This window comes from Thauera sp. WB-2, assembly GCF_027594845.1.
GTDB lineage: Bacteria > Pseudomonadota > Gammaproteobacteria > Burkholderiales > Rhodocyclaceae > Thauera > Thauera mechernichensis.
Map to the genome: position 1 here is coordinate 3,684,213 of NZ_CP088935.1, position 17,296 is coordinate 3,701,508.

A 17,296-nucleotide genomic window follows, 5' to 3' on the forward strand; every position below is an offset into this window, starting at 1 on the left:
GACTTGCGCTTCCCTTATAATGCCTGCCCACCTGCCACAACCCCGGATTTCCCATGCGCTGGGTCCTGTATCCGATCACAGCGCTGCTTGCGCTGATCACTCTCGGCCTCGCCACACTTGCGGCGATGGCCTTTTTTGCCTGGCCGAATCTCCCTGCCCTCGACACGCTCACCGACTACCGGCCGCGCGTGCCGCTGCGAGTATATACGGCGGACGGCCACCTCATCGGCGAATTCGGCGAAGAACGCCGTGATGTAGTTCGCATCGCCGACGTTCCGTCGACGCTGAAGCACGCCATCCTGGCCGCCGAAGACGAGCGTTTCTACGAGCACCCCGGGATCGACCTGGTCGGTCTTGCGCGCGCGGCGATCGCCAATCTATCGACCGGAGGCCGCGGCCAGGGCGCATCGACGATCACCATGCAGGTTGCGCGCAACTTCTTTCTTTCGCGCGAGAAGACCTACAACCGCAAGCTCTACGAGATCCTGCTCTCGCTCAAGATCGAGCAGAACCTCAGCAAGGACCAGATCCTCGAGCTCTACATCAACCAGATCTTCCTCGGGCAGCGCGCCTATGGCTTCTCTGCAGCTGCGCGCGCCTACTACGGCAAGACACTCGACCAGTTGAACCTGCCCGAAGCGGCCATGCTTGCCGGCCTGCCCAAGGCGCCCTCCGCCTTCAACCCGATCGTCAATCCGGCACGCGCAGCGGTACGCCAGCAATACGTGCTGCGCCGCATGCTCGAGGCTGGCTATATCAGTAGTACGCAATACGAAGAGGCGCTTGCATTCGCCACCCCGAAGCAGAGCCAGCGCGACATCGCGGCTGCCCGCAAGAACCAGGACATCGTCGTGCCCGGCGACCATGTCGCGGAGATGGCGCGCCAGATTGCCGTCGAACAGTTCGGCGAGCAGGCCTACGAACTGGGTATCCGCATCGTCACCACGGTGACCCGCAAGGACCAGGAGGCCGCCTATGCCGCCCTGCGTCGCGGCGTGCTCGACTATGACCGCCGCCACGGCTACCGCGGCCCGGAGGCATTTGTCGACCTGCCCTCGGGAATGGTCGACGCCGCGCGCCTGGACGAAGCGCTGAGCGACCACAGCGACCATGGCGACCTGCTCGCGGCACTGGTCGTCAAGGCTTCGCCCAAGGAGGTCGTTGCCTACCGCAGAGGCCAGCAGATCACGATCAGCGGCAAAGGCCTCGCCTTCGTTGCCCCCATGCTCGCCGAAAAGGCGCCACAGAGCCGCCGCATCCGCCCCGGCGCTGTCGTGCGCCTGCGCAACAGCGGCAACGACGCCTGGGAGATTGCCCAGCTACCCGAGGTGCAGGCCGCCCTCGTGTCGATCGACTCGCGCACTGGCGCGGTGCGCGCCCTGGTTGGCGGTTTCGACTTCAATCGCAACAAGTTCAACCACGTCACCCAAGCGCTGCGCCAGCCTGGATCGAGCTTCAAGCCCTTCATCTACTCGGCTGCGCTCGAGCGCGAGTTCGGCCCGGGCAACGTGCTTGCCGACGAACCGCTCTACTACCCGGCCGGCGTCACCGGCAGCAAGGCCTGGGAGCCCAAGAACTACGACGGCCGCTATGCCGGGCCGATGACCCTGCGCGAATCGCTCGCACGCTCCAAGAACATGGTCGCGATCCGCCTGCTCGAGCAGATCACCCCGGAGTATGCCCGCGACTACCTCACCCGCTTTGGCTTCGATGGCGCGCGCAACCCGGCCTACCTGACGCTGGCACTGGGCGCAGGCGCAGCGACGCCCTGGGAGATGGCCGCGGGCTATGCGGTATTCGCCAACGGCGGCTATCGCATAGAGCCCTACATCGTGAAGGAGATCTACGATGGCAACGGTCGCCTGATCGCCCGCACCGACCCGCCGGTCGCAGGCCAGAGCGCACCGCGTGTGATCGACGCCCGCAACGCCTGGCTCATGGACTCGATGATGCGCGACGTGGTCCAGAGTGGCACGGCGACCCGCGCGCGCAGCCTCAAGCGCACCGACCTGGCCGGCAAGACCGGGACGACCAACGACTATGTCGACGCCTGGTTCTGCGGCTATCACCCCGAACTCGTAGCCGTGGCCTGGGTCGGCCACAGCCAGCCGCGCAACCTGGGGCGCGGCGAGACGGGCGGCGCGGCGGCGCTGCCGATCTGGATCAACTACATGGCCAGCGCCCTGGAAGGCGTGCCCGAAACGCAGCTGCCACGCCCCAACGGGCTGATCCTGGTCGACAATGGCCTGGGTACGCGACAGGACTTCCACTACGCGGAATACGCGCCCCCCGAGCCGCCTGCCGCGCCGGACTGGCTGCAACAGATGTTCGCAGCCGACACCTCACCGGCCATGGAAGCCCCCAGCGAGGCGATCCCGCCCGCGCCGCCTGCGCGCCTGCCCCCCTTGCCCCCTCCGGCTCAGGCTCCGGCACCCGTGGTGGATCGCATGCCGACCCCCATCGGGCGCTGAGCTCGCTCAGGCTTGCGGATTCAGCTGCACGGGCTGATCGGCCTGGGCGGCAACGAGGTCCGCAAGCATGGCCCACAGCTCACGGCCGTCACGCGTATTGACCCAGCTTTCACCCTCGAAGCGGAAGTGGAAACCGCCCGACTTCGCCGCAACCCAGATCTCCCGCGCGGCGGTGTGACGGTTGATGATCATCTTGCTGCCATTGTCGAACTCGAGCTCGAGGATGCCGCCCGGCTTGGGTTCGATATCGATGTCCGCCCCACACGCCTCGAGTGCGGTCTCGATGCGGGCGAGTTCGGCTTCGGCAAGGGCGTTGAATGCAGACTCTTCCATGCTGATTCCTTCTGTTAGGATTCCGGTTTTTCCAGAATGACGGCCATGCGAGCCAAACTCACCGCGATCGCGCTTGCCTGCGCGCTGCTGTCGGCATGCGGCATCAAAGGCCCGCTCTACCTGCCTGCCCCCGGCGGACAGGCCCCGGCGGGCGCCGATCATAACAAACCCATCGTCCCTGCGGACCTGCGCCCGGAACGCCTGATCGAATGAACGCCAACACCCCTGCCTGCCCCAACCTGCCGGTACCCACGCTGCAGCTGCGCGAAGGCGCACTCTGGCTCGAGGAGCGGCCGCTGGCCGACATCGCAGCGCGTTTCGGCACGCCCACCTACGTCTATTCCCGGGCCGCGCTCGAGTCGGCCTTCACGGCATGGCAAGAGGCACTCGCCGGCCGCCGCGCCCTGGTGTGCTATGCGGTCAAGGCCAACTCGAACCTGGGCATCCTGTCGGTATTCGCGCGCCTGGGCGCCGGCTTCGACATCGTGTCGGCAGGCGAGCTTGCACGCGTGCTGGCCGCAGGCGGACGTGCCGACCGCATCGTCTTCTCCGGCGTCGGCAAGACCGCAGCCGAGATGCGCATCGCCCTCGAGGCGGGCATCCGCTGCTTCAACGTCGAGTCTGCGGCAGAACTCGAGCGCCTGAACGCCGTGGCCGGCGAACTCGGCAGCACGGCACCGATCGCTTTGCGCGTGAATCCCGATGTCGACCCGAAGACCCACCCCTACATCTCGACCGGACTGAAGGGCAACAAGTTCGGCGTCGCCTTCGCCGACGCGTTCGCGCTCTATCAGCGCGCAGCCGCGCTGCCGAACCTGCGCGTCGCAGGCATCGCCTGCCACATCGGCTCCCAGCTCCTCGACCCGGCACCGATGGCCGAGGCCGCACAGAAGCTGCTCGATCTGGTCGACCGGCTCGGTGCCGCGGGCATTGCCCTTGAGCACATCGACCTCGGCGGCGGACTTGGCATCCGCTACCGTGACGAGATGCCGCCGACGGTGGCCGACTACCTCGCCCCCCTGCTGGCTGTATTCGAAGGGCGCGAGGAAGAGCTGTGCTTCGAGCCCGGACGCTCCCTGGTCGGCAACGCAGGCCTGCTGCTCACCCGCATCGAGTACCTCAAGCCGGGCGAGACGAAGAACTTCGCGATCGTCGATGCCGCCATGAACGACCTTGCCCGTCCAGCGCTCTACGATGCCTGGCACGAGGTGGTCGCCGTAACCCCGCATGACGGCGACGAGCAGGTGTACGAAATTGTCGGACCGATCTGCGAAAGTGGCGATTTCCTTGCCCATGACCGCAGTCTGAAGGTCAACGCCGGCGATCTGCTCGCCATCCTGTCCGCCGGCGCCTATGGCATGACGATGAGCTCGAACTACAACACCCGCCCGCGTGCGGCAGAGGTGCTCATCGACGGCAGCGAAATGCACGAGATCCGCCGCCGCGAGACCGTTGCCGAACTGTTTGCCGCAGAACGCACGCTGGCCTGACGCAGTGGGGCCGTGCCCGCGCCGGCCCCGTTCACCCTCATCGCAGCTTCACCCCTCCATGGCGGGAACAGGGTCGGCGTCGCGCACCACCCCGGCGTCGTAGGCCTCATAGAGGGCGCGCCCAAATGCCTTCCAGGCCGGCCCACCGTGGGTATGCATGCCCACCTCCGCGCTCTGGCGCATGTTCTCGAACATCAGCTCGGAAAGCGCGAACAGCTCTCCGGTTAGCTTTTCCTGTCGAATGGGACTGCGCAGCATCTTCATCATGCAACCCGGCGTGCAGCTCAGCGCTCTCGCCGCCAGCTCACGCAGGCGCGCGGCATCCTGCCAGTCGATGCCGATTGCAATGCCGCGCTTGACGATCTCGCGCTCAAGCTCGTCTGCAGTGCGCTCGTAGTGTCCGAATCCGCTCATAATCCGATCCTTTCCGGCAAGCTGTGTGCCGCTGGTAACGCAACCCATGCTGCATTGCGTGATTTCCATTGCCTTATGTTTGCAATGCTAATCCAGTCTGCAGCCAGATCGTCAGTGAATCCGGCACGAACATGACGCATTTCCGCAGGATAAGTCTTATTTTTACGCGCATCAGCAAGGCCTTCGTACTCGCGCTGATGCTCTGTGCAGCGCAACAAACCAGTGCCAGCACCACCCTGCCGGCCAGCGTGCGACTCGCACTCGACGCCGCACGAATTCCGGTGGATGCGGTTTCCATCTGGGTGCAGCCGGTCGACACCGGCGCTCAGCCTACACTGGCAGTCAACGCCGAGCGCGCGATGAACCCCGCCTCGGTGATGAAACTGGTCACCGCCTTCGCTGCACTCGAGCACCTCGGCCCGGCGCATACCTGGCGCACCGAGATTGCCATGACGGGGCGCGTACGCGAAGGCGTGCTGCACGGCGACCTCTTCCTCGTCGGCGGCGCCGATCCGGTGCTCGGCTATGACCGCCTGTGGAAACTGCTGCGCCGGCTGCGTGCACTGGGTATCGAGCGCATCGAGGGCGACATCGTGCTCGATGCATCAGCGCTACGCCTGCCACCCCACGACCCCGATGCCTTCGACGGACGCGGCCTGCGCCCCTACAACAGCGGTCCACACGGCCTGTTGCTGCACTACAACACCCTGCTGCTCGGACTCTACCCGGGCAAGGGCGCCAACGAGCCGGTCACCCTTGCCGCCGAGCCGCCGCTCGCCGGCATCGTCATCGACAACCGCATCCTCACCTCCAGTGCCCCCTGCGGGACCTGGTACCGCGACCTGCAGGCCAGCATCGAAGGCGGGCGTCGACTGGTGCTGAGCGGCACCCTGCCCGCCGCCTGCGGCCCGCGCACATGGAGTGCCGCACCTCTCCCACCAGCCGAATTCGGTGTCGCCCTGGTCGCCGCGCTGTGGAGCGAAGTCGGCGGACACCTGGGCGGCAGCGTGCGTGCGGGCGTGCGTCCGGCCAGCGGCACGCAACCGCTGTTCAGCGACGATTCGCCGCCCCTTGCCGAAATCATCCGCGACATGAACAAGTGGTCGAGCAACGTCATCGCGCGCCAGTTACTGGCCAGCCTTGGGACGGCGCATCAGGACGCAGCGGACATGGTGGTCGGCGGCGCACGCGTCGCGAGCGCCCAGCTCGCCGCCGCAGGCATCGCCACCGAGGGGCTGGTCATCGACAACGGCTCCGGCCTGTCCCGCATCGAGCGCATCCGCGCCGACAGCCTCGGCCGCATGTTGGTGGCGGCCTGGCAGCGTCCGTGGATGCCCGAGTACATCGCCGCGCTGCCAATGGCGGGCGTAGATGGCACGGCGCGCCGCCGCCTGGCGGGCAGCCCGGCCAACGGCCAGGCCCACATCAAGACCGGCACGCTCAACGGCGTGCGAGCGATCGGCGGCTACTTGCTCGACCGTAATGGCCACCGCCATGCGGTGGTGATGATGGTCAATCACCCTGAGGCCCACAACAGCGCCGCGGCACAGGATGCCCTGCTCGAATGGCTGTGGACGGCAACGCCTTGATCAGTCCATCGGCAGGCCGCGCCGCTGCGTCAGCACCCACCAGCCACGCACCACGCGGTACAGGATCCACAGCCCGGCGAGCAGGATAACCAGGATGGCGAAGGGCACGCCGATCACGGTCAGCACCATCAGCACCGCCACAGCGACCCACATCACTGCGAACCAGAAGGTGCGGATCTGCCAGCGGAAGTGGCTCTCAAGCCAGGTACCGCGTACCGCCGTCTGGTTCCAATAGTTGATGACCACCGCCGCGATCGACGGCAGGCTGGCAATGAAGCTGAAGATGATGGTCGCCGAGCCGGCCACCGCGGTGAACACCGCGAAGGCGTGCAGGGCATACACCAGATGGGTCACCGTGACCATGTTCTCGGACGGCTGGCCGGCGGCCAGCGGGGCCGGGTGGGGGCTGTTCATCGAGGCTCCTCGTAGCGCGGACCGCGCCAAGGCGTCCGCGCCGGATGGGTGGGTGGGCGAAGCGCGGACCATGCCGCGAATCCGCAGACAACGCAACTGCAAGACGCAAGCTGGCCGGTCTGCCGCCTACAGTCCGAGCTCGCCCCACATCGCGTCCACCCGCGCCTTGACTGCGTCGTCCATGACGATCGGCGTGCCCCACTCGCGGTTGGTCTCACCCGGCCACTTGTTGGTCGCATCCAGGCCCATCTTGCTGCCCAGGCCGGCAACCGGGCTGGCGAAGTCGAGATAGTCGATCGGCGTGTTATCGACCAGGGTGGTGTCGCGAGTGGCGTCCATGCGCGTGGTGAGCGCCCAGATCACCTCCTTCCAGTCACGGATGTTCACATCCTCGTCCACCACGATGATGAACTTGGTGTACATGAACTGGCGCAGGAAGCTCCAGATGCCGAACATGACGCGCTTGGCGTGGCCCGGGTACTGCTTCCTGATGCTGACCACCGCCAGGCGGTAGGAGCAACCCTCGGGCGGCAGATAGAAATCGACGATCTCGGTGAACTGCTTCTGCAGCAGCGGCACGAAGACTTCATTCAGCGCCACGCCCAGCATCGCCGGCTCGTCGGGCGGCTTGCCGGTATAGGTGCTGTGGTAGATCGGCTCGCGGCGCATGGTGATGCGCTCGATGGTGAACACCGGGAAGTCGGAAACCTCATTGTAGTAGCCGGTGTGGTCGCCGTACGGCCCTTCGGGCGCCATGTCGTTCGGATGAATCACGCCTTCGAGCACGATCTCGCTCGATGCCGGCACCTGCAAATCGTTGCCAATGCACTTCACCAGCTCGGTCTTGGCACCGCGCAGCAGACCGGCGAACTGGTACTCAGAGATCGTATCCGGCACCGGCGTCACGGCACCGAGGATGGTGGCCGGATCGCAGCCGAGCACGACCGACACCGGGAAAGACTCGCCCGGATGCGCGCGCTGGTGCTCGAGAAAGTCCAGCGCACCGCCGCGATGCGCCAGCCAGCGCATGATCACTCTGTTGCGGCCGATCACCTGCTGACGGTAGATGCCCAGGTTCTGACGCTTCTTGTGCGGCCCACGCGTCACCACCAGGCCCCAGGTGATCAGTGGCGCCGCATCCCCCGGCCAGCAGTGCTGGATCGGCAGCTTGGCGAGGTCGATCTCGTCGCCCTGCCACACCACTTGCTGGCAGGGGGCGGAACGGACCTCCTTGGGCGCCATGTTCAGCACCTGCTTGAGTACCGGCAGCTTCTCCCAGGCGTCCTTGAGGCCCTTGGGCGGCTCGGGCTCCTTGAGGTAGGCGAGCAATTTGCCGACTTCGCGCAGCGGCGTGCTCCAGTTGCCGTCGGCGACGTCCTCACCCATGCCCATCGCCACCCGTTGCGGCGTACCGAAGAGATTGGCGAGCACCGGGATGGACTGCGCCACACCCTTGGTCACCGGCTTCTCGAACAACAGCGCGGGGCCACCCGCGCGCAGCACGCGGTCGGCGATCTCGGTCATCTCAAGGTGGGTGTCGACCGGAACGGTGATGCGCTTGAGCTCGCCGCGCGCCTCGAGCTGGGAGATGAAGTCGCGGAGGTCGTCGTATTTCATGCTGGGCGTCTCGTGATGGATGCGGGCCACGGCAGGCACGGGCGCTGGTGGACGCCGCATCCGGCTGGAAGTTGCAGCCGCGGTGGCGTGCGCGCGCTCAGCGCTGGGCGTTGATCGCGTCGCGGGTGTCGAGCGCCACCTGGCGCGCGGCATCGGCGAAGTCCTCGCCCTTGCCGGCATAGAGCACGGCGCGCGAGGAGTTGATCATCAGCCCGGTGCCGTTCGCCGTGCGGCCCGCCGTGAGCGTGGCGGCGATGTCGCCGCCCTGGGCACCGATGCCGGGCACCAGCAGCGGCATGTCCCCGGTGAGTTCGCGCACGCGCGCGATCTCTGCCGGGAAGGTGGCGCCGACCACGAGGCCGCAATTGCCGCTGGCATTCCAGTCCTCGGCGACGGTACGGGCCACGTGCTCATAGAGCTTCATGCGGCCGTGCGGGGTGTCGACCTCGAGGAACTGGAGATCCGAACCGCCCGGGTTGGAGGTGCGGCAGAGCAGGATTACGCCCTTGTCGGGCCAGGCCAGATAGGGGTCGACCGAATCGCGCCCCATGTAAGGGTTGACCGTGATGGCATCGGCCTTGAAGCGCTCGAAAGCCTCCACGGCGTACTGCTCGGCCGTGCTGCCGATATCTCCACGCTTGGCGTCGAGGATCACCGGGGTGGCGGGATGGGCGGCGTGGATGTGGGCGATCAGCGCCTCGAGCTGGTCCTCGGCACGGTGGGCCGCGAAATAGGCGATCTGCGGCTTGAAGCAGCACACCAGGTCGGCGGTGGCGTCCACGATGGCCTTGCAGAACTCGAAAATGGCATCGGGTCGACCCTGCAGATGGGCCGGGAGCTTGGCAGGATCGGGGTCGAGGCCGACACAGAGCAGGCTGTCGCGCTGCTGCCAGGCAGCCTGGAGGGCGGTCATGAAGTGCATGGGCAGGTCCGGAAAGAGGCGTTCAGGCGCAAAAGGGGGGGCAAGCGCAAAGGGGGTTCGGGCACGACGCACGACGCTCAAGCCGCGCGCAGCAGATGGTCGAGGACGATGCCGGCGAACACGGCGGCACCGAACCAGTTGTTGTGGCGGAAGGCCTTGAAGCACGCCGCACGCTCGCGGCCGCGGATCAGGACATAGTGGTAGCCGGCGATGCCGGCCGCGAGGACGAGGCCGAGGTAGTAGGCCGCCCCCGCCGAGATCATCCCGCCCACGACAGCCAGCAGGGCAATTGCGCCCGCGTAGCACAGCATGACCGCGGCCACGTCGAAGCAGCCGAAGGTGATGGCCGAGGTCTTGATGCCGATCTTGAGATCATCCGGGCGGTCGACCATGGCGTACTCGGTGTCGTAGGCGATGGTCCACAAGGTGTTGGCGAGCAGCATCAGCCAGGCGAGGGCGGGAACCGTGCCCTGCACCGCCGCAAAACCCATCGGGATGCTGAAGCCGAAGGCCAGGCCCAGGTAGGCCTGCGGCAGCGCGAAGAAGCGCTTGGTGAAGGGATAGCTGGCGGCGAGAAAGAGCGCGGGTATCGACATCCAGATCACCAGCGCGTCGAGCGGCAGCACAAGCAGGAAGGCAAGCACGGCGAGCCCCCCTGCCAGCCACAGCGCCTCGCGCGTGCTCACCGCACCGGTCGCCAGCGGCCGGTTGGCAGTGCGCTCGACATGGCCATCGAAGTCGCGGTCGGCATAGTCGTTGATCACGCAGCCGGCCGAACGCATCAGAAAGGTGCCGAGCACGAAGATGAGCAGGATGTGCAGCGGCGGCCAGCCCTCTGCCGCCACCCACAGCGCCCATAGTGTCGGCCACAGCAGCAGCAGCGTGCCGATCGGCTTGTCGATGCGCATCAGGCGGGCATACAGGGGCAGGCGGTCGGCGAGAGGCATCGTCTGGATCATTGTGACAGGTCGAAGATCGCGGGCAGGAAGAACTCGCTCACCATGAGCGCACGGCCGTGAAGGCGGAACAATGAGCGCCGTCCCCACAGGTCGTGCCCGAGGCCCCCGGCGCTGGTGGTGGAGGCAAGCACGGCACTTGCCCGATGATAGCGCGCGTCACGGCGGTCGAGCCGGGCGCAGGTGAGCGGCGAGCGCGCGATGGCAGGGTCGGCAAACAGTGCGGCGCCAAGCGGCCGTGCGCCAAGACCGTGGAACAGATTCCACGCGCCGCGCACGTTGGCGCGCGGCAGCAGGGAGCGCGCGAAGACCACCGGCCGGCCATCGGCCATCAGCAGCACCTCGCGCACCCACACCCGCTCACCCGGACGCAGGCCAAGCACCGCAGCTTCGTCGCGCTGGGCCTGACCCAAGCCCTGGCGCAGCACGCGCACGGCGAAACGACCACAACGCGCCTTGATGCGGGCCGTCAGCGACGCGGGATCGGTCAGCCAGGGGCGCAGCAGCGGCGGCAGCGTGGCGCGCGGCGGCACCGGGTGCCAGGTTTCGTGGTGAATTCGGGTGCGCATGAACAGAGAAACGGACGGAGGCCGGCATTCTACCAACCTCGCAGGTCGACACCGCGCGCATGAGCGCTCAGCGACACCGCGCGCATGAGTTCTCAGGCCTGCAGCAAGCCCTCGCGCGCCCCCAGCCAGCGCCGCATCAACGCCTCTGCGCGCGCCGGCTCGTGCGCCAGCAGATGCTCGGCCAGCTCGCGTGCGGGATCGATCAGGTCGCCGTCGTCTTCCAGGCTGGCGTAACGCAGCAAGGGCACGCCGCTCTGACGCGCACCCACAAACTCTCCCGGGCCGCGGATGCGCAGGTCGGCGCGTGCGATCTCGAAGCCGTCGGTGTGCTCGAAGATGACCTTCAAGCGCTCACGACCGGTCTGCGACAGGGGTTGGGCGTAGATCAGGATGCACACCGACTCCACCGTTCCACGCCCGACCCGACCGCGCAGCTGGTGGAGCTGGGCAAGGCCGAAGCGCTCGGCGTGCTCGATCACCATCAGGCTGGCATTGGGGACATCCACGCCGACCTCGATGACCGTGGTGGCGACCAGCACGTCAAGTTCGCCGGCCGCAAAGGCAGCCATGGTCGCGGACTTCTCGTCACTCTTCAGGCGGCCATGGACGAGCCCCACGCGCAGCTCGGGCAGCGCCGCGACCAGCGTGTCGTAGGTCTCCTGCGCGGTCTGCAGCTGCAAGGCTTCGGACTCCTCGATGAGCGGACAGACCCAGTAAGCCTGACGGCCGCCCAGGCAGGCTGCGCGCACGCGGGCGACCACTTCGTCGCGCCGTGCGTCCGACACCAACCGGGTGCGGATCGGCGTGCGCCCCGGCGGCAGCTCGTCGAGCACCGAGACGTCGAGGTCGGCGTAATGCGTCATCGCCAGGGTGCGCGGTATCGGCGTGGCCGACATCATGAGCATGTGCGGACGCTGCCCGAAGGCCCCCTTCTCGCGCAGCGCAAGGCGCTGGCGAACGCCGAAGCGGTGCTGCTCGTCGACCACCGCAAGCGCAAGCCGCGGCAGGTTGACCGGGTCTTCCAGCAGCGCATGGGTGCCCACTGCGAGAAGCACCTCGCCGCGCTGCAGGCGCGCAAGCGCTGCCTCGCGCTCACGCTTGCGCCGGCTGCCCGACAACCAGGCCAGCTCGAGACCGAGCGGCTCGAACCAGGCGGCGAGCTTGCGGTGGTGCTGTTCGGCAAGGATCTCGGTCGGCGCCATCATCGCCGCCTGCCAGCCGTTCTCGGCCGCCTGCAGCATGGCAAGCGCCGCCACCAGGGTCTTGCCTGAGCCCACGTCGCCCTGCAGCAGGCGCTGCATGGGGTGCGGCGCGGCAAGGTCCGCGGCGATCTCCGCCGCCGCCCGGCGCTGCGCGCCCGTGGGCGCAAAGGGCAGCACATCGAGCAGCGCCGCTGTCAGCGCACGCGTGTCGGGCAGGGGCACGGCCGAGCGCGCGCGACGGGCAAGGTAGGCGCGCCGCAGCGACAGCTGCTGTACCAGCAGTTCCTCGAACTTCATGCGCCGCCAGGCCGGGTGCTGGCGCGACTCGAGATCCGCCGGCGAGACATCAGGTGAGGGGCAATGCAGGGCCTTCAAGGCCTCGGCAAAGCCGGGCAGGTCGAGCTGTGTCAGCCAATCGCCAGGCAGCAGCTCATCGAGGCGTTCGCTGCGCAGCGCACGCGCCACCAGCTTGCGCAAGGTCGCCTGGCCAAGGCCGGCCGTGGTGGGATACACCGGTGTGAGCGCCTCGGGCAGGCCCTCGCCGGCCTCCACCGCGCGTACGCGCGGATGCACCATCTCATCGCCGAAGAAGCCGCCCCGCACCTCGCCGAACAGGCGAACGCGGCGACCGACGGCAAGCTGCTGCTTCTGCGAAGGGTAGAAATTGAGCCAGCGCGCGACCAGCGCACCTGAAGCGTCGGCGATGCGTGCAACCAGCTGCCTGCGCGGCCGCAGCACCACCTCGCAGGACACCACCTCGCCCTCCACCTGGGCCGGCCAACCCGGTCGCGCACTGGCGATCGGCGTCAGCCTGGTCTCGTCCTCATAGCGCAGGGGCAGGTGCAGCAGCAGGTCGCGCGGGCCACGCAGATCGAGCTTCGCCAGGCGAGCGGCAAGCTGGCTACCCACGCCCTCCCAGCCGCGCGCCGGCTCCACTGCGCCCACGACCCGACCCGGCCCGCCGCTGACGGGGGCTCAGTCGAGAACCAGCACCAGGTCGGCCTCGACCAGGGCGCCGCGCGGCAACTCGCGAACACCGACCGTCGCGCGCGCGGGATAGGGCTCGGCGAAGTAGCGCGTCATGATCTCGTTGACGACACCAAAGTTGGCCAGATCGGTAAGGTAGATATTGATCTTGACCACATCGGCAAAGCCCCCACCCGCAGCGGCGGCCACTGCCTTCAGGTTGTCGAACACGCGCACGGCCTGCGCTTCGACACCGTCGGCGAGCTGCATGCTGACCGGATCGAGACCGATCTGACCGGAGAGGAAAACCTGGTTGCCGACCTTGACGGCCTGCGAATAAGGGCCGATCGCAGCCGGGGCATCGGGCGTGGAAATGATCTGTCTCGCCATGGGTGAAGCTCCAAGTTCGTAAAGGCCGCATTGTAACCGGCGCGCGGTGGCACACAGCCGCAGGCGCACCTGCGCTCTGCTTCAAACGCCAGGTCAGCTCTGCGCGCGCAGCGTAATCTCGCAACCCAGCTTGCTGATGACCTTCTGCAGGCCCCTGCGGGTGGCCGCATTGATGACGAGTGGCGCCATGAAATTCGCACGCAGGCCGGTGGACGCAGGCCCGGCCTCATCTTCGGCCTCCCGGCGGATGATGACCGCCACCGCGGCATCCGCGGGCTCGCTCAGTTGCAGCAGGGCAAGCTCTTCGTCGTCCAGCTCGAACTCGAAGTTGATGCCCAGACGCTCGGGACCCGTCACCGAGAACGCAACCTCGGCGTCATCGAGGCTCTGCAGCAGGAAGACGTCGGGGTCATGGCCCTCCTCATGCACCAGCGCAAAGCGGCGGCAATGCTCGAAACCCGGCAGGCCTGCGGGGAAATCGAGGACTTTCTCGTCGGCGATCTCGATGTTGCCGAAGACAGGGCTCTTGATCTGCATCTCTCACTCCTAGGTTGTTATCCGACAGGGGGCTCGCACAGCCCTTCAACGACGCTTCATCTGGACCGGGGTGGCACAAGGATGCCTTCGGGCTCCCCTGCCTTGCGCAACGCAGCCTGAGCCCGCTCCGCTGCACGCCGGTCCGCAAATGGGCCGACGACGACCCGGCTCTGGATACGGGCCTCCATGCCAGCCTCCGCAAGGCGCTCGTACACCGCCAGCGCGTTGCTCACGTCCCCGAACACGCCCAGCTGGAGATAAATCCCCTCTCCGCCCGGCTGCACCGCAGCCAGCGGCAGCAACACGCCCGCCACGGGCTCGACCACGGGCACGGCGGGCGCAATGGCTGTGGACGCATCCGCCTGTACCTGTGCTGGCGAATCGACAAGGCGCTCGACAACCGCACCCAGGCCGGAGGTTTCATCCGGCACGACCTTTGTGTCCGCAACCGGCGTCTGCACCCGCTCGGGATCCGGCGCCACCGGCAGCGCGGACGCCACGGCGGACGGTCGGGGCTGGCGCTCACCGTAAGCAAGAAGAAGAACCCCGAGCACGACTGCCCCGGCCAGGGCCAGCCCGGCGCGGCGCAGTGCGCGACGGCGGAGCGCACCCGCCTCACCCCGAAGGCCCGGCGGCAAATTCATGAATGCCCACCCGCGCCTTTCGCCACCACGAGGACGAGCTCGGCCTCGGCCAGGGTGATCCCGCAGCGCTCGGCAATCATGCCGGCGTTGAGGCCCTGGCGCGCAAGCACCAAGGCCTCGCTGTATTCGGGCGACGAGCCAGGCTCGATGAGCTCGTGCGACTGGCGCGCGCTCAGATCATCGATGTCGGCCAGCAGGTTGGCGATCTCCTCCTGCTGGCGGGCGACAACGCCTTCGAGCGCGGCGAGCTGGCGCTGCAGATGCTGGTTCTCGAGTTGGAGCCGGAAGCGCTCGTCGTCCGCGCCGGCTTGGGCAGGCGCTGCCACGGCAGCAGGCTGCGCGCCCAGGTCCTTGCGCAGCACCGGCGCGTAGTCGACATGGTCATCATCGTCGCCCTCGTCCGGCGCAGCGCCTGTCGCAGCCCCGGGATCACGCCCGGAGCGCCTCTCCGCCCCACCCCTCAGCGCCAGCAGAAACTGCCATGCCGCATAGCCGGCCAACACCGCCACCGCCAGCCAGAGCAACTCGCGCGGCGCCATCATTGCTCCACGCCGCCGCGCAACGGCCGGAGGCCGCGGACACGGTCGCAGCTTGAATGGGACGAAGGATGCGATCGAGACATGTCGCTCGGCACAATTGGAATGCACGGATAATACTGCCGCCCTCCCTCACCCACAAATCACGATGGACCACGGCGCGATGGACCTCGCACTCACCCCCCTGCTGTTCTGGCTCAAGAAGATCGTCGCCGCACTGGTCCTGCCGCCGCTCCTGCCCCTGCTGCCAATCGTGCTCGGCCTGCTGCTGGGCATGCGCTGGCGCCGCCTCGGCAACGCCCTGGTGTGGTCCGGCGTGGCGCTGAACCTGTTGCTGATAAGCCCACCAAGCGTGAGCTGGCTGGTACGCCAGGTCGAACATGCACAAGCCCTCGAGGCGGATGCAGCCCGGCGGGCGCAGGCGATCGTGATCCTTGGTGCAGGCCGGCGCAGCCACGCACCCGAGTTCGGCGGCGAGACGGTCAATCACCTTGCGCTCGAGCGCCTGCGTTACGGTGCGCGGCTGGCGCGCGAAACCGGACTGCCGATTCTCGTCACAGGCGGCACGGTCCGCGACGAGACACCCGAAGCGCAGCTCATGCAGGCAGCCCTGCGCGAAGACTTCGGGCTGGAGGCGCGCTGGGTGGAGACAGCGGCGCGCGACACACGCGAGAATGCCCGCTTCTCCGCCGTGCATCTGGGTGCGGCGGACATCGACGCCGTGCTGCTCGTAACCCACGCGATGCACATGAAGCGGGCACAGGCGGAGTTCGAGGCTGCAGGCCTGGCGGTCATCCCGGCCCCCACCGCCTGGCTCGGGGGCGGCGAGGACGATGCAGGCGCCGATCAGGCCTTGCCCCTGCTGCCCAGCCAGAACACGGCCTATGCAGGCTGGTTCGCACTCCATGAACTGCTCGGCGGGCTCGCCTACCGCTGGAGTCGCTGAAGTCCAGCGCCAGGACGAAAAAAACCGGTGCGGGCAATCGCCGGCACCGGTTGTTCTTGAAGCGAAGACGCGGATCAGCCGCCGAAGTCGTCGAGCATGATGTTCTCGCGCTCCACGCCAAGGTCGAGCAGCATCTTGATCACTGCGGCGTTCATCATCGGTGGGCCGCACATGTAGAACTCGCAGTCCTCGGGCGCCGGGTGGTCCTTGAGGTAGTTCTCGTACAGCACGTTGTGGATGAAGCCGGTGTAGCCCGTCCAGTTGTCCTCGGGAAGCGGGTCGGACAGCGCCAGGTGCCACTTGAAGTTGGGGTTTTCGGCGGCGAGCTTGTCGAACTCCTCGACGTAGAAGGCCTCGCGCATCGAGCGCGCGCCGTACCAGAAGCTGATCTTGCGCTGGCTGCTGAGTCGCTTGAGCTGATCGAAGATGTGCGAGCGCATCGGCGCCATGCCAGCGCCACCACCGATGAAGACCATCTCATGATCGGTCTCGCGCGCGAAGAACTCGCCGAAGGGCCCGTACACCGTGACCTTGTCGCCCTTCTTGAGGTTGAACACCCACGACGACATCTTGCCCGGCGGGATGTCGTCACGACCCGGCGGGGGCGATGCGACGCGGATGTTGAACTTCACCACGCCCTTCTCGTCCGGGTAGTTCGCCATCGAGTAGGCGCGGATGGTCGTCTCATCGACCTTGGACACGTAACGCCACAGGTTGAACTTGTCCCAGTCGCCGCGGTACTCGTCCTGAATGTCGAAGTCCTTGTAGCTGACGACGTGCGGCGGGCACTCGAGCTGCACGTAACCGCCGGCGCGGAAGTGTACGTCCTCGCCTTCGGGCAGGCGCAGGGTGAGCTCCTTGATGAAGGTCGCGACGTTCGGGTTGGACTCGACCGTGCACTCCCACTTCTTCACGCCGAACACTTCCTCGGGAACCTCGACCTTCATGTCCTGCTTGACCGCAGTCTGGCACGACAGGCGCCAGCCCTCGCGCGCGTCGCGCTTGGTGAAGTGCGACTCCTCGGTGGGCAGCATCGAACCGCCGCCTTCCTTGACGATGCACTTGCACTGCGCGCAGGTACCGCCGCCGCCGCAGGCCGAAGGCAGGAAGAGACCGCTCTCGGCCAGGGTCTGCAGCAGCTTGCCGCCGGCCGGCACGGTGATCTTCTTCTCGCCGTTGATGTCGATGGTAACGTCGCCGCTGGCGACGAGCTTTGAACGGGCAAACAGGATGACCACCGCCAACAGCAGCACCGTAGCGGTGAACATGCCGATGCCCAGTACGATTTCCGGATTCATCT

General features: G+C 67.2%; 18 protein-coding genes. 5 read left to right on the forward strand and 13 right to left on the reverse strand.

Going from position 1 to position 17,296, the window contains the following annotated elements; all coding sequences use genetic code 11:
* Positions 1–53 precede the first annotated feature (53 nt).
* Positions 54–2,471, forward strand: a complete 2,418-nt coding sequence (locus tag LQF09_RS16810; RefSeq protein WP_002925793.1) for a penicillin-binding protein 1A — start codon at positions 54–56, stop codon at positions 2,469–2,471.
* A gap of 6 nt (positions 2,472–2,477) precedes the next feature.
* Here LQF09_RS16810 and cyaY read toward each other — a convergent pair whose 3' ends face one another.
* Positions 2,478–2,804, reverse strand: a complete 327-nt coding sequence (gene cyaY / locus LQF09_RS16815; RefSeq protein ID WP_002943073.1) for an iron donor protein CyaY — start codon at positions 2,802–2,804, stop codon at positions 2,478–2,480.
* 45 nt (positions 2,805–2,849) lie between these two features.
* Here cyaY and lptM point away from each other — a divergent pair, with 45 nt between their 5' ends.
* Positions 2,850–3,017 carry an LPS translocon maturation chaperone LptM gene (gene lptM / locus LQF09_RS16820; protein WP_232431661.1) on the forward strand — a complete coding sequence of 56 codons (168 nt, stop codon included), beginning with the start codon at positions 2,850–2,852 and terminating at the stop codon, positions 3,015–3,017.
* Positions 3,014–4,294 carry a diaminopimelate decarboxylase gene (gene lysA, locus LQF09_RS16825; protein WP_270068514.1) on the forward strand — a complete coding sequence of 427 codons (1,281 nt, stop codon included), beginning with the start codon at positions 3,014–3,016 and terminating at the stop codon, positions 4,292–4,294. The genes lptM and lysA overlap by 4 nt, the downstream gene beginning before the upstream one ends.
* A gap of 48 nt (positions 4,295–4,342) precedes the next feature.
* On the opposite strand, the gene LQF09_RS16830 is transcribed toward lysA, so the two are convergent.
* Entirely contained in the window at positions 4,343–4,708 is a 366-nt protein-coding gene (locus LQF09_RS16830; RefSeq protein WP_002925787.1) for a hypothetical protein, read from the reverse strand.
* A 131-nt stretch (positions 4,709–4,839) separates the two neighbouring features.
* On the opposite strand from LQF09_RS16830, the gene dacB reads away from it, so the two are divergent.
* Positions 4,840–6,297 carry a D-alanyl-D-alanine carboxypeptidase/D-alanyl-D-alanine endopeptidase gene (dacB, locus tag LQF09_RS16835; RefSeq protein ID WP_002943078.1) on the forward strand — a complete coding sequence of 486 codons (1,458 nt, stop codon included), beginning with the start codon at positions 4,840–4,842 and terminating at the stop codon, positions 6,295–6,297.
* On the opposite strand, the gene LQF09_RS16840 is transcribed toward dacB, so the two are convergent.
* The 10 genes from LQF09_RS16840 to LQF09_RS16885 form a co-directional block, all read right to left on the reverse strand.
* Positions 6,298–6,711, reverse strand: a complete 414-nt coding sequence (locus tag LQF09_RS16840; RefSeq protein WP_002925785.1) for a DUF4870 family protein — start codon at positions 6,709–6,711, stop codon at positions 6,298–6,300. It abuts the gene before it with no gap.
* A gap of 126 nt (positions 6,712–6,837) precedes the next feature.
* On the reverse strand, positions 6,838–8,328 hold the full coding sequence (gene ubiD / locus LQF09_RS16845; protein ID WP_270068515.1) for a 4-hydroxy-3-polyprenylbenzoate decarboxylase: 1,491 nt from the start codon (positions 8,326–8,328) through the stop codon (positions 6,838–6,840).
* A 97-nt stretch (positions 8,329–8,425) separates the two neighbouring features.
* Positions 8,426–9,250, reverse strand: coding sequence for an orotidine-5'-phosphate decarboxylase (gene pyrF / locus LQF09_RS16850; protein ID WP_002943093.1), 825 nt, complete (start codon positions 9,248–9,250; stop codon positions 8,426–8,428).
* Between the two features lie 77 nt (positions 9,251–9,327).
* On the reverse strand, positions 9,328–10,209 hold the full coding sequence (gene ubiA / locus LQF09_RS16855; RefSeq protein ID WP_002943094.1) for a 4-hydroxybenzoate octaprenyltransferase: 882 nt from the start codon (positions 10,207–10,209) through the stop codon (positions 9,328–9,330).
* Positions 10,206–10,775, reverse strand: a complete 570-nt coding sequence (locus LQF09_RS16860; protein ID WP_270068516.1) for a chorismate--pyruvate lyase family protein — start codon at positions 10,773–10,775, stop codon at positions 10,206–10,208. The genes ubiA and LQF09_RS16860 overlap by 4 nt, the downstream gene beginning before the upstream one ends.
* 92 nt (positions 10,776–10,867) lie before the next feature.
* Positions 10,868–12,922, reverse strand: coding sequence for an ATP-dependent DNA helicase RecG (gene recG, locus LQF09_RS16865; RefSeq protein WP_270068517.1), 2,055 nt, complete (start codon positions 12,920–12,922; stop codon positions 10,868–10,870).
* 30 nt (positions 12,923–12,952) lie between these two features.
* Positions 12,953–13,333 (reverse strand): Rid family detoxifying hydrolase, encoded by a 381-nt coding sequence (locus LQF09_RS16870; RefSeq protein WP_002925771.1) that lies wholly within the window; start codon positions 13,331–13,333, stop codon positions 12,953–12,955.
* A 93-nt stretch (positions 13,334–13,426) separates the two neighbouring features.
* Positions 13,427–13,870 (reverse strand): flagellar assembly protein FliW, encoded by a 444-nt coding sequence (gene fliW, locus LQF09_RS16875; protein WP_002925769.1) that lies wholly within the window; start codon positions 13,868–13,870, stop codon positions 13,427–13,429.
* A 56-nt stretch (positions 13,871–13,926) separates the two neighbouring features.
* Entirely contained in the window at positions 13,927–14,514 is a 588-nt protein-coding gene (locus LQF09_RS16880) for an SPOR domain-containing protein (protein ID WP_002943118.1), read from the reverse strand.
* Positions 14,511–15,056, reverse strand: a complete 546-nt coding sequence (locus tag LQF09_RS16885) for a DUF2802 domain-containing protein (RefSeq protein ID WP_002925767.1) — start codon at positions 15,054–15,056, stop codon at positions 14,511–14,513. The genes LQF09_RS16880 and LQF09_RS16885 overlap by 4 nt, the downstream gene beginning before the upstream one ends.
* Positions 15,057–15,213: 157 nt before the next feature.
* Here LQF09_RS16885 and LQF09_RS16890 point away from each other — a divergent pair, with 157 nt between their 5' ends.
* Positions 15,214–15,996: a YdcF family protein gene (locus LQF09_RS16890; RefSeq protein ID WP_270068518.1), complete on the forward strand. Its 783-nt coding sequence runs from the start codon at positions 15,214–15,216 to the stop codon at positions 15,994–15,996.
* 74 nt (positions 15,997–16,070) lie between these two features.
* Here LQF09_RS16890 and nqrF read toward each other — a convergent pair whose 3' ends face one another.
* Complete coding sequence (gene nqrF, locus LQF09_RS16895) at positions 16,071–17,294, reverse strand: NADH:ubiquinone reductase (Na(+)-transporting) subunit F (protein WP_002925765.1); 1,224 nt, start codon at positions 17,292–17,294, stop codon at positions 16,071–16,073.
* Positions 17,295–17,296: the final 2 nt, after the last annotated feature.

Coding starts and splice junctions, on each gene's coding strand:
- LQF09_RS16810 (WP_002925793.1), top strand. CDS start 54: ATGCGCTGGGTCCTGTATCCGATCACAGCGCTGCTTGCGCTGATCACT.
- cyaY (WP_002943073.1), bottom strand. CDS start 2,804: ATGGAAGAGTCTGCATTCAACGCCCTTGCCGAAGCCGAACTCGCCCGC.
- lptM (WP_232431661.1), top strand. CDS start 2,850: ATGCGAGCCAAACTCACCGCGATCGCGCTTGCCTGCGCGCTGCTGTCG.
- lysA (WP_270068514.1), top strand. CDS start 3,014: ATGAACGCCAACACCCCTGCCTGCCCCAACCTGCCGGTACCCACGCTG.
- LQF09_RS16830 (WP_002925787.1), bottom strand. CDS start 4,708: ATGAGCGGATTCGGACACTACGAGCGCACTGCAGACGAGCTTGAGCGC.
- dacB (WP_002943078.1), top strand. CDS start 4,840: ATGACGCATTTCCGCAGGATAAGTCTTATTTTTACGCGCATCAGCAAG.
- LQF09_RS16840 (WP_002925785.1), bottom strand. CDS start 6,711: ATGAACAGCCCCCACCCGGCCCCGCTGGCCGCCGGCCAGCCGTCCGAG.
- ubiD (WP_270068515.1), bottom strand. CDS start 8,328: ATGAAATACGACGACCTCCGCGACTTCATCTCCCAGCTCGAGGCGCGC.
- pyrF (WP_002943093.1), bottom strand. CDS start 9,250: ATGCACTTCATGACCGCCCTCCAGGCTGCCTGGCAGCAGCGCGACAGC.
- ubiA (WP_002943094.1), bottom strand. CDS start 10,209: ATGATCCAGACGATGCCTCTCGCCGACCGCCTGCCCCTGTATGCCCGC.
- LQF09_RS16860 (WP_270068516.1), bottom strand. CDS start 10,775: ATGCGCACCCGAATTCACCACGAAACCTGGCACCCGGTGCCGCCGCGC.
- LQF09_RS16870 (WP_002925771.1), bottom strand. CDS start 13,333: ATGGCGAGACAGATCATTTCCACGCCCGATGCCCCGGCTGCGATCGGC.
- fliW (WP_002925769.1), bottom strand. CDS start 13,870: ATGCAGATCAAGAGCCCTGTCTTCGGCAACATCGAGATCGCCGACGAG.
- LQF09_RS16880 (WP_002943118.1), bottom strand. CDS start 14,514: ATGAATTTGCCGCCGGGCCTTCGGGGTGAGGCGGGTGCGCTCCGCCGT.
- LQF09_RS16885 (WP_002925767.1), bottom strand. CDS start 15,056: ATGATGGCGCCGCGCGAGTTGCTCTGGCTGGCGGTGGCGGTGTTGGCC.
- LQF09_RS16890 (WP_270068518.1), top strand. CDS start 15,214: ATGGACCTCGCACTCACCCCCCTGCTGTTCTGGCTCAAGAAGATCGTC.
- nqrF (WP_002925765.1), bottom strand. CDS start 17,294: ATGAATCCGGAAATCGTACTGGGCATCGGCATGTTCACCGCTACGGTG.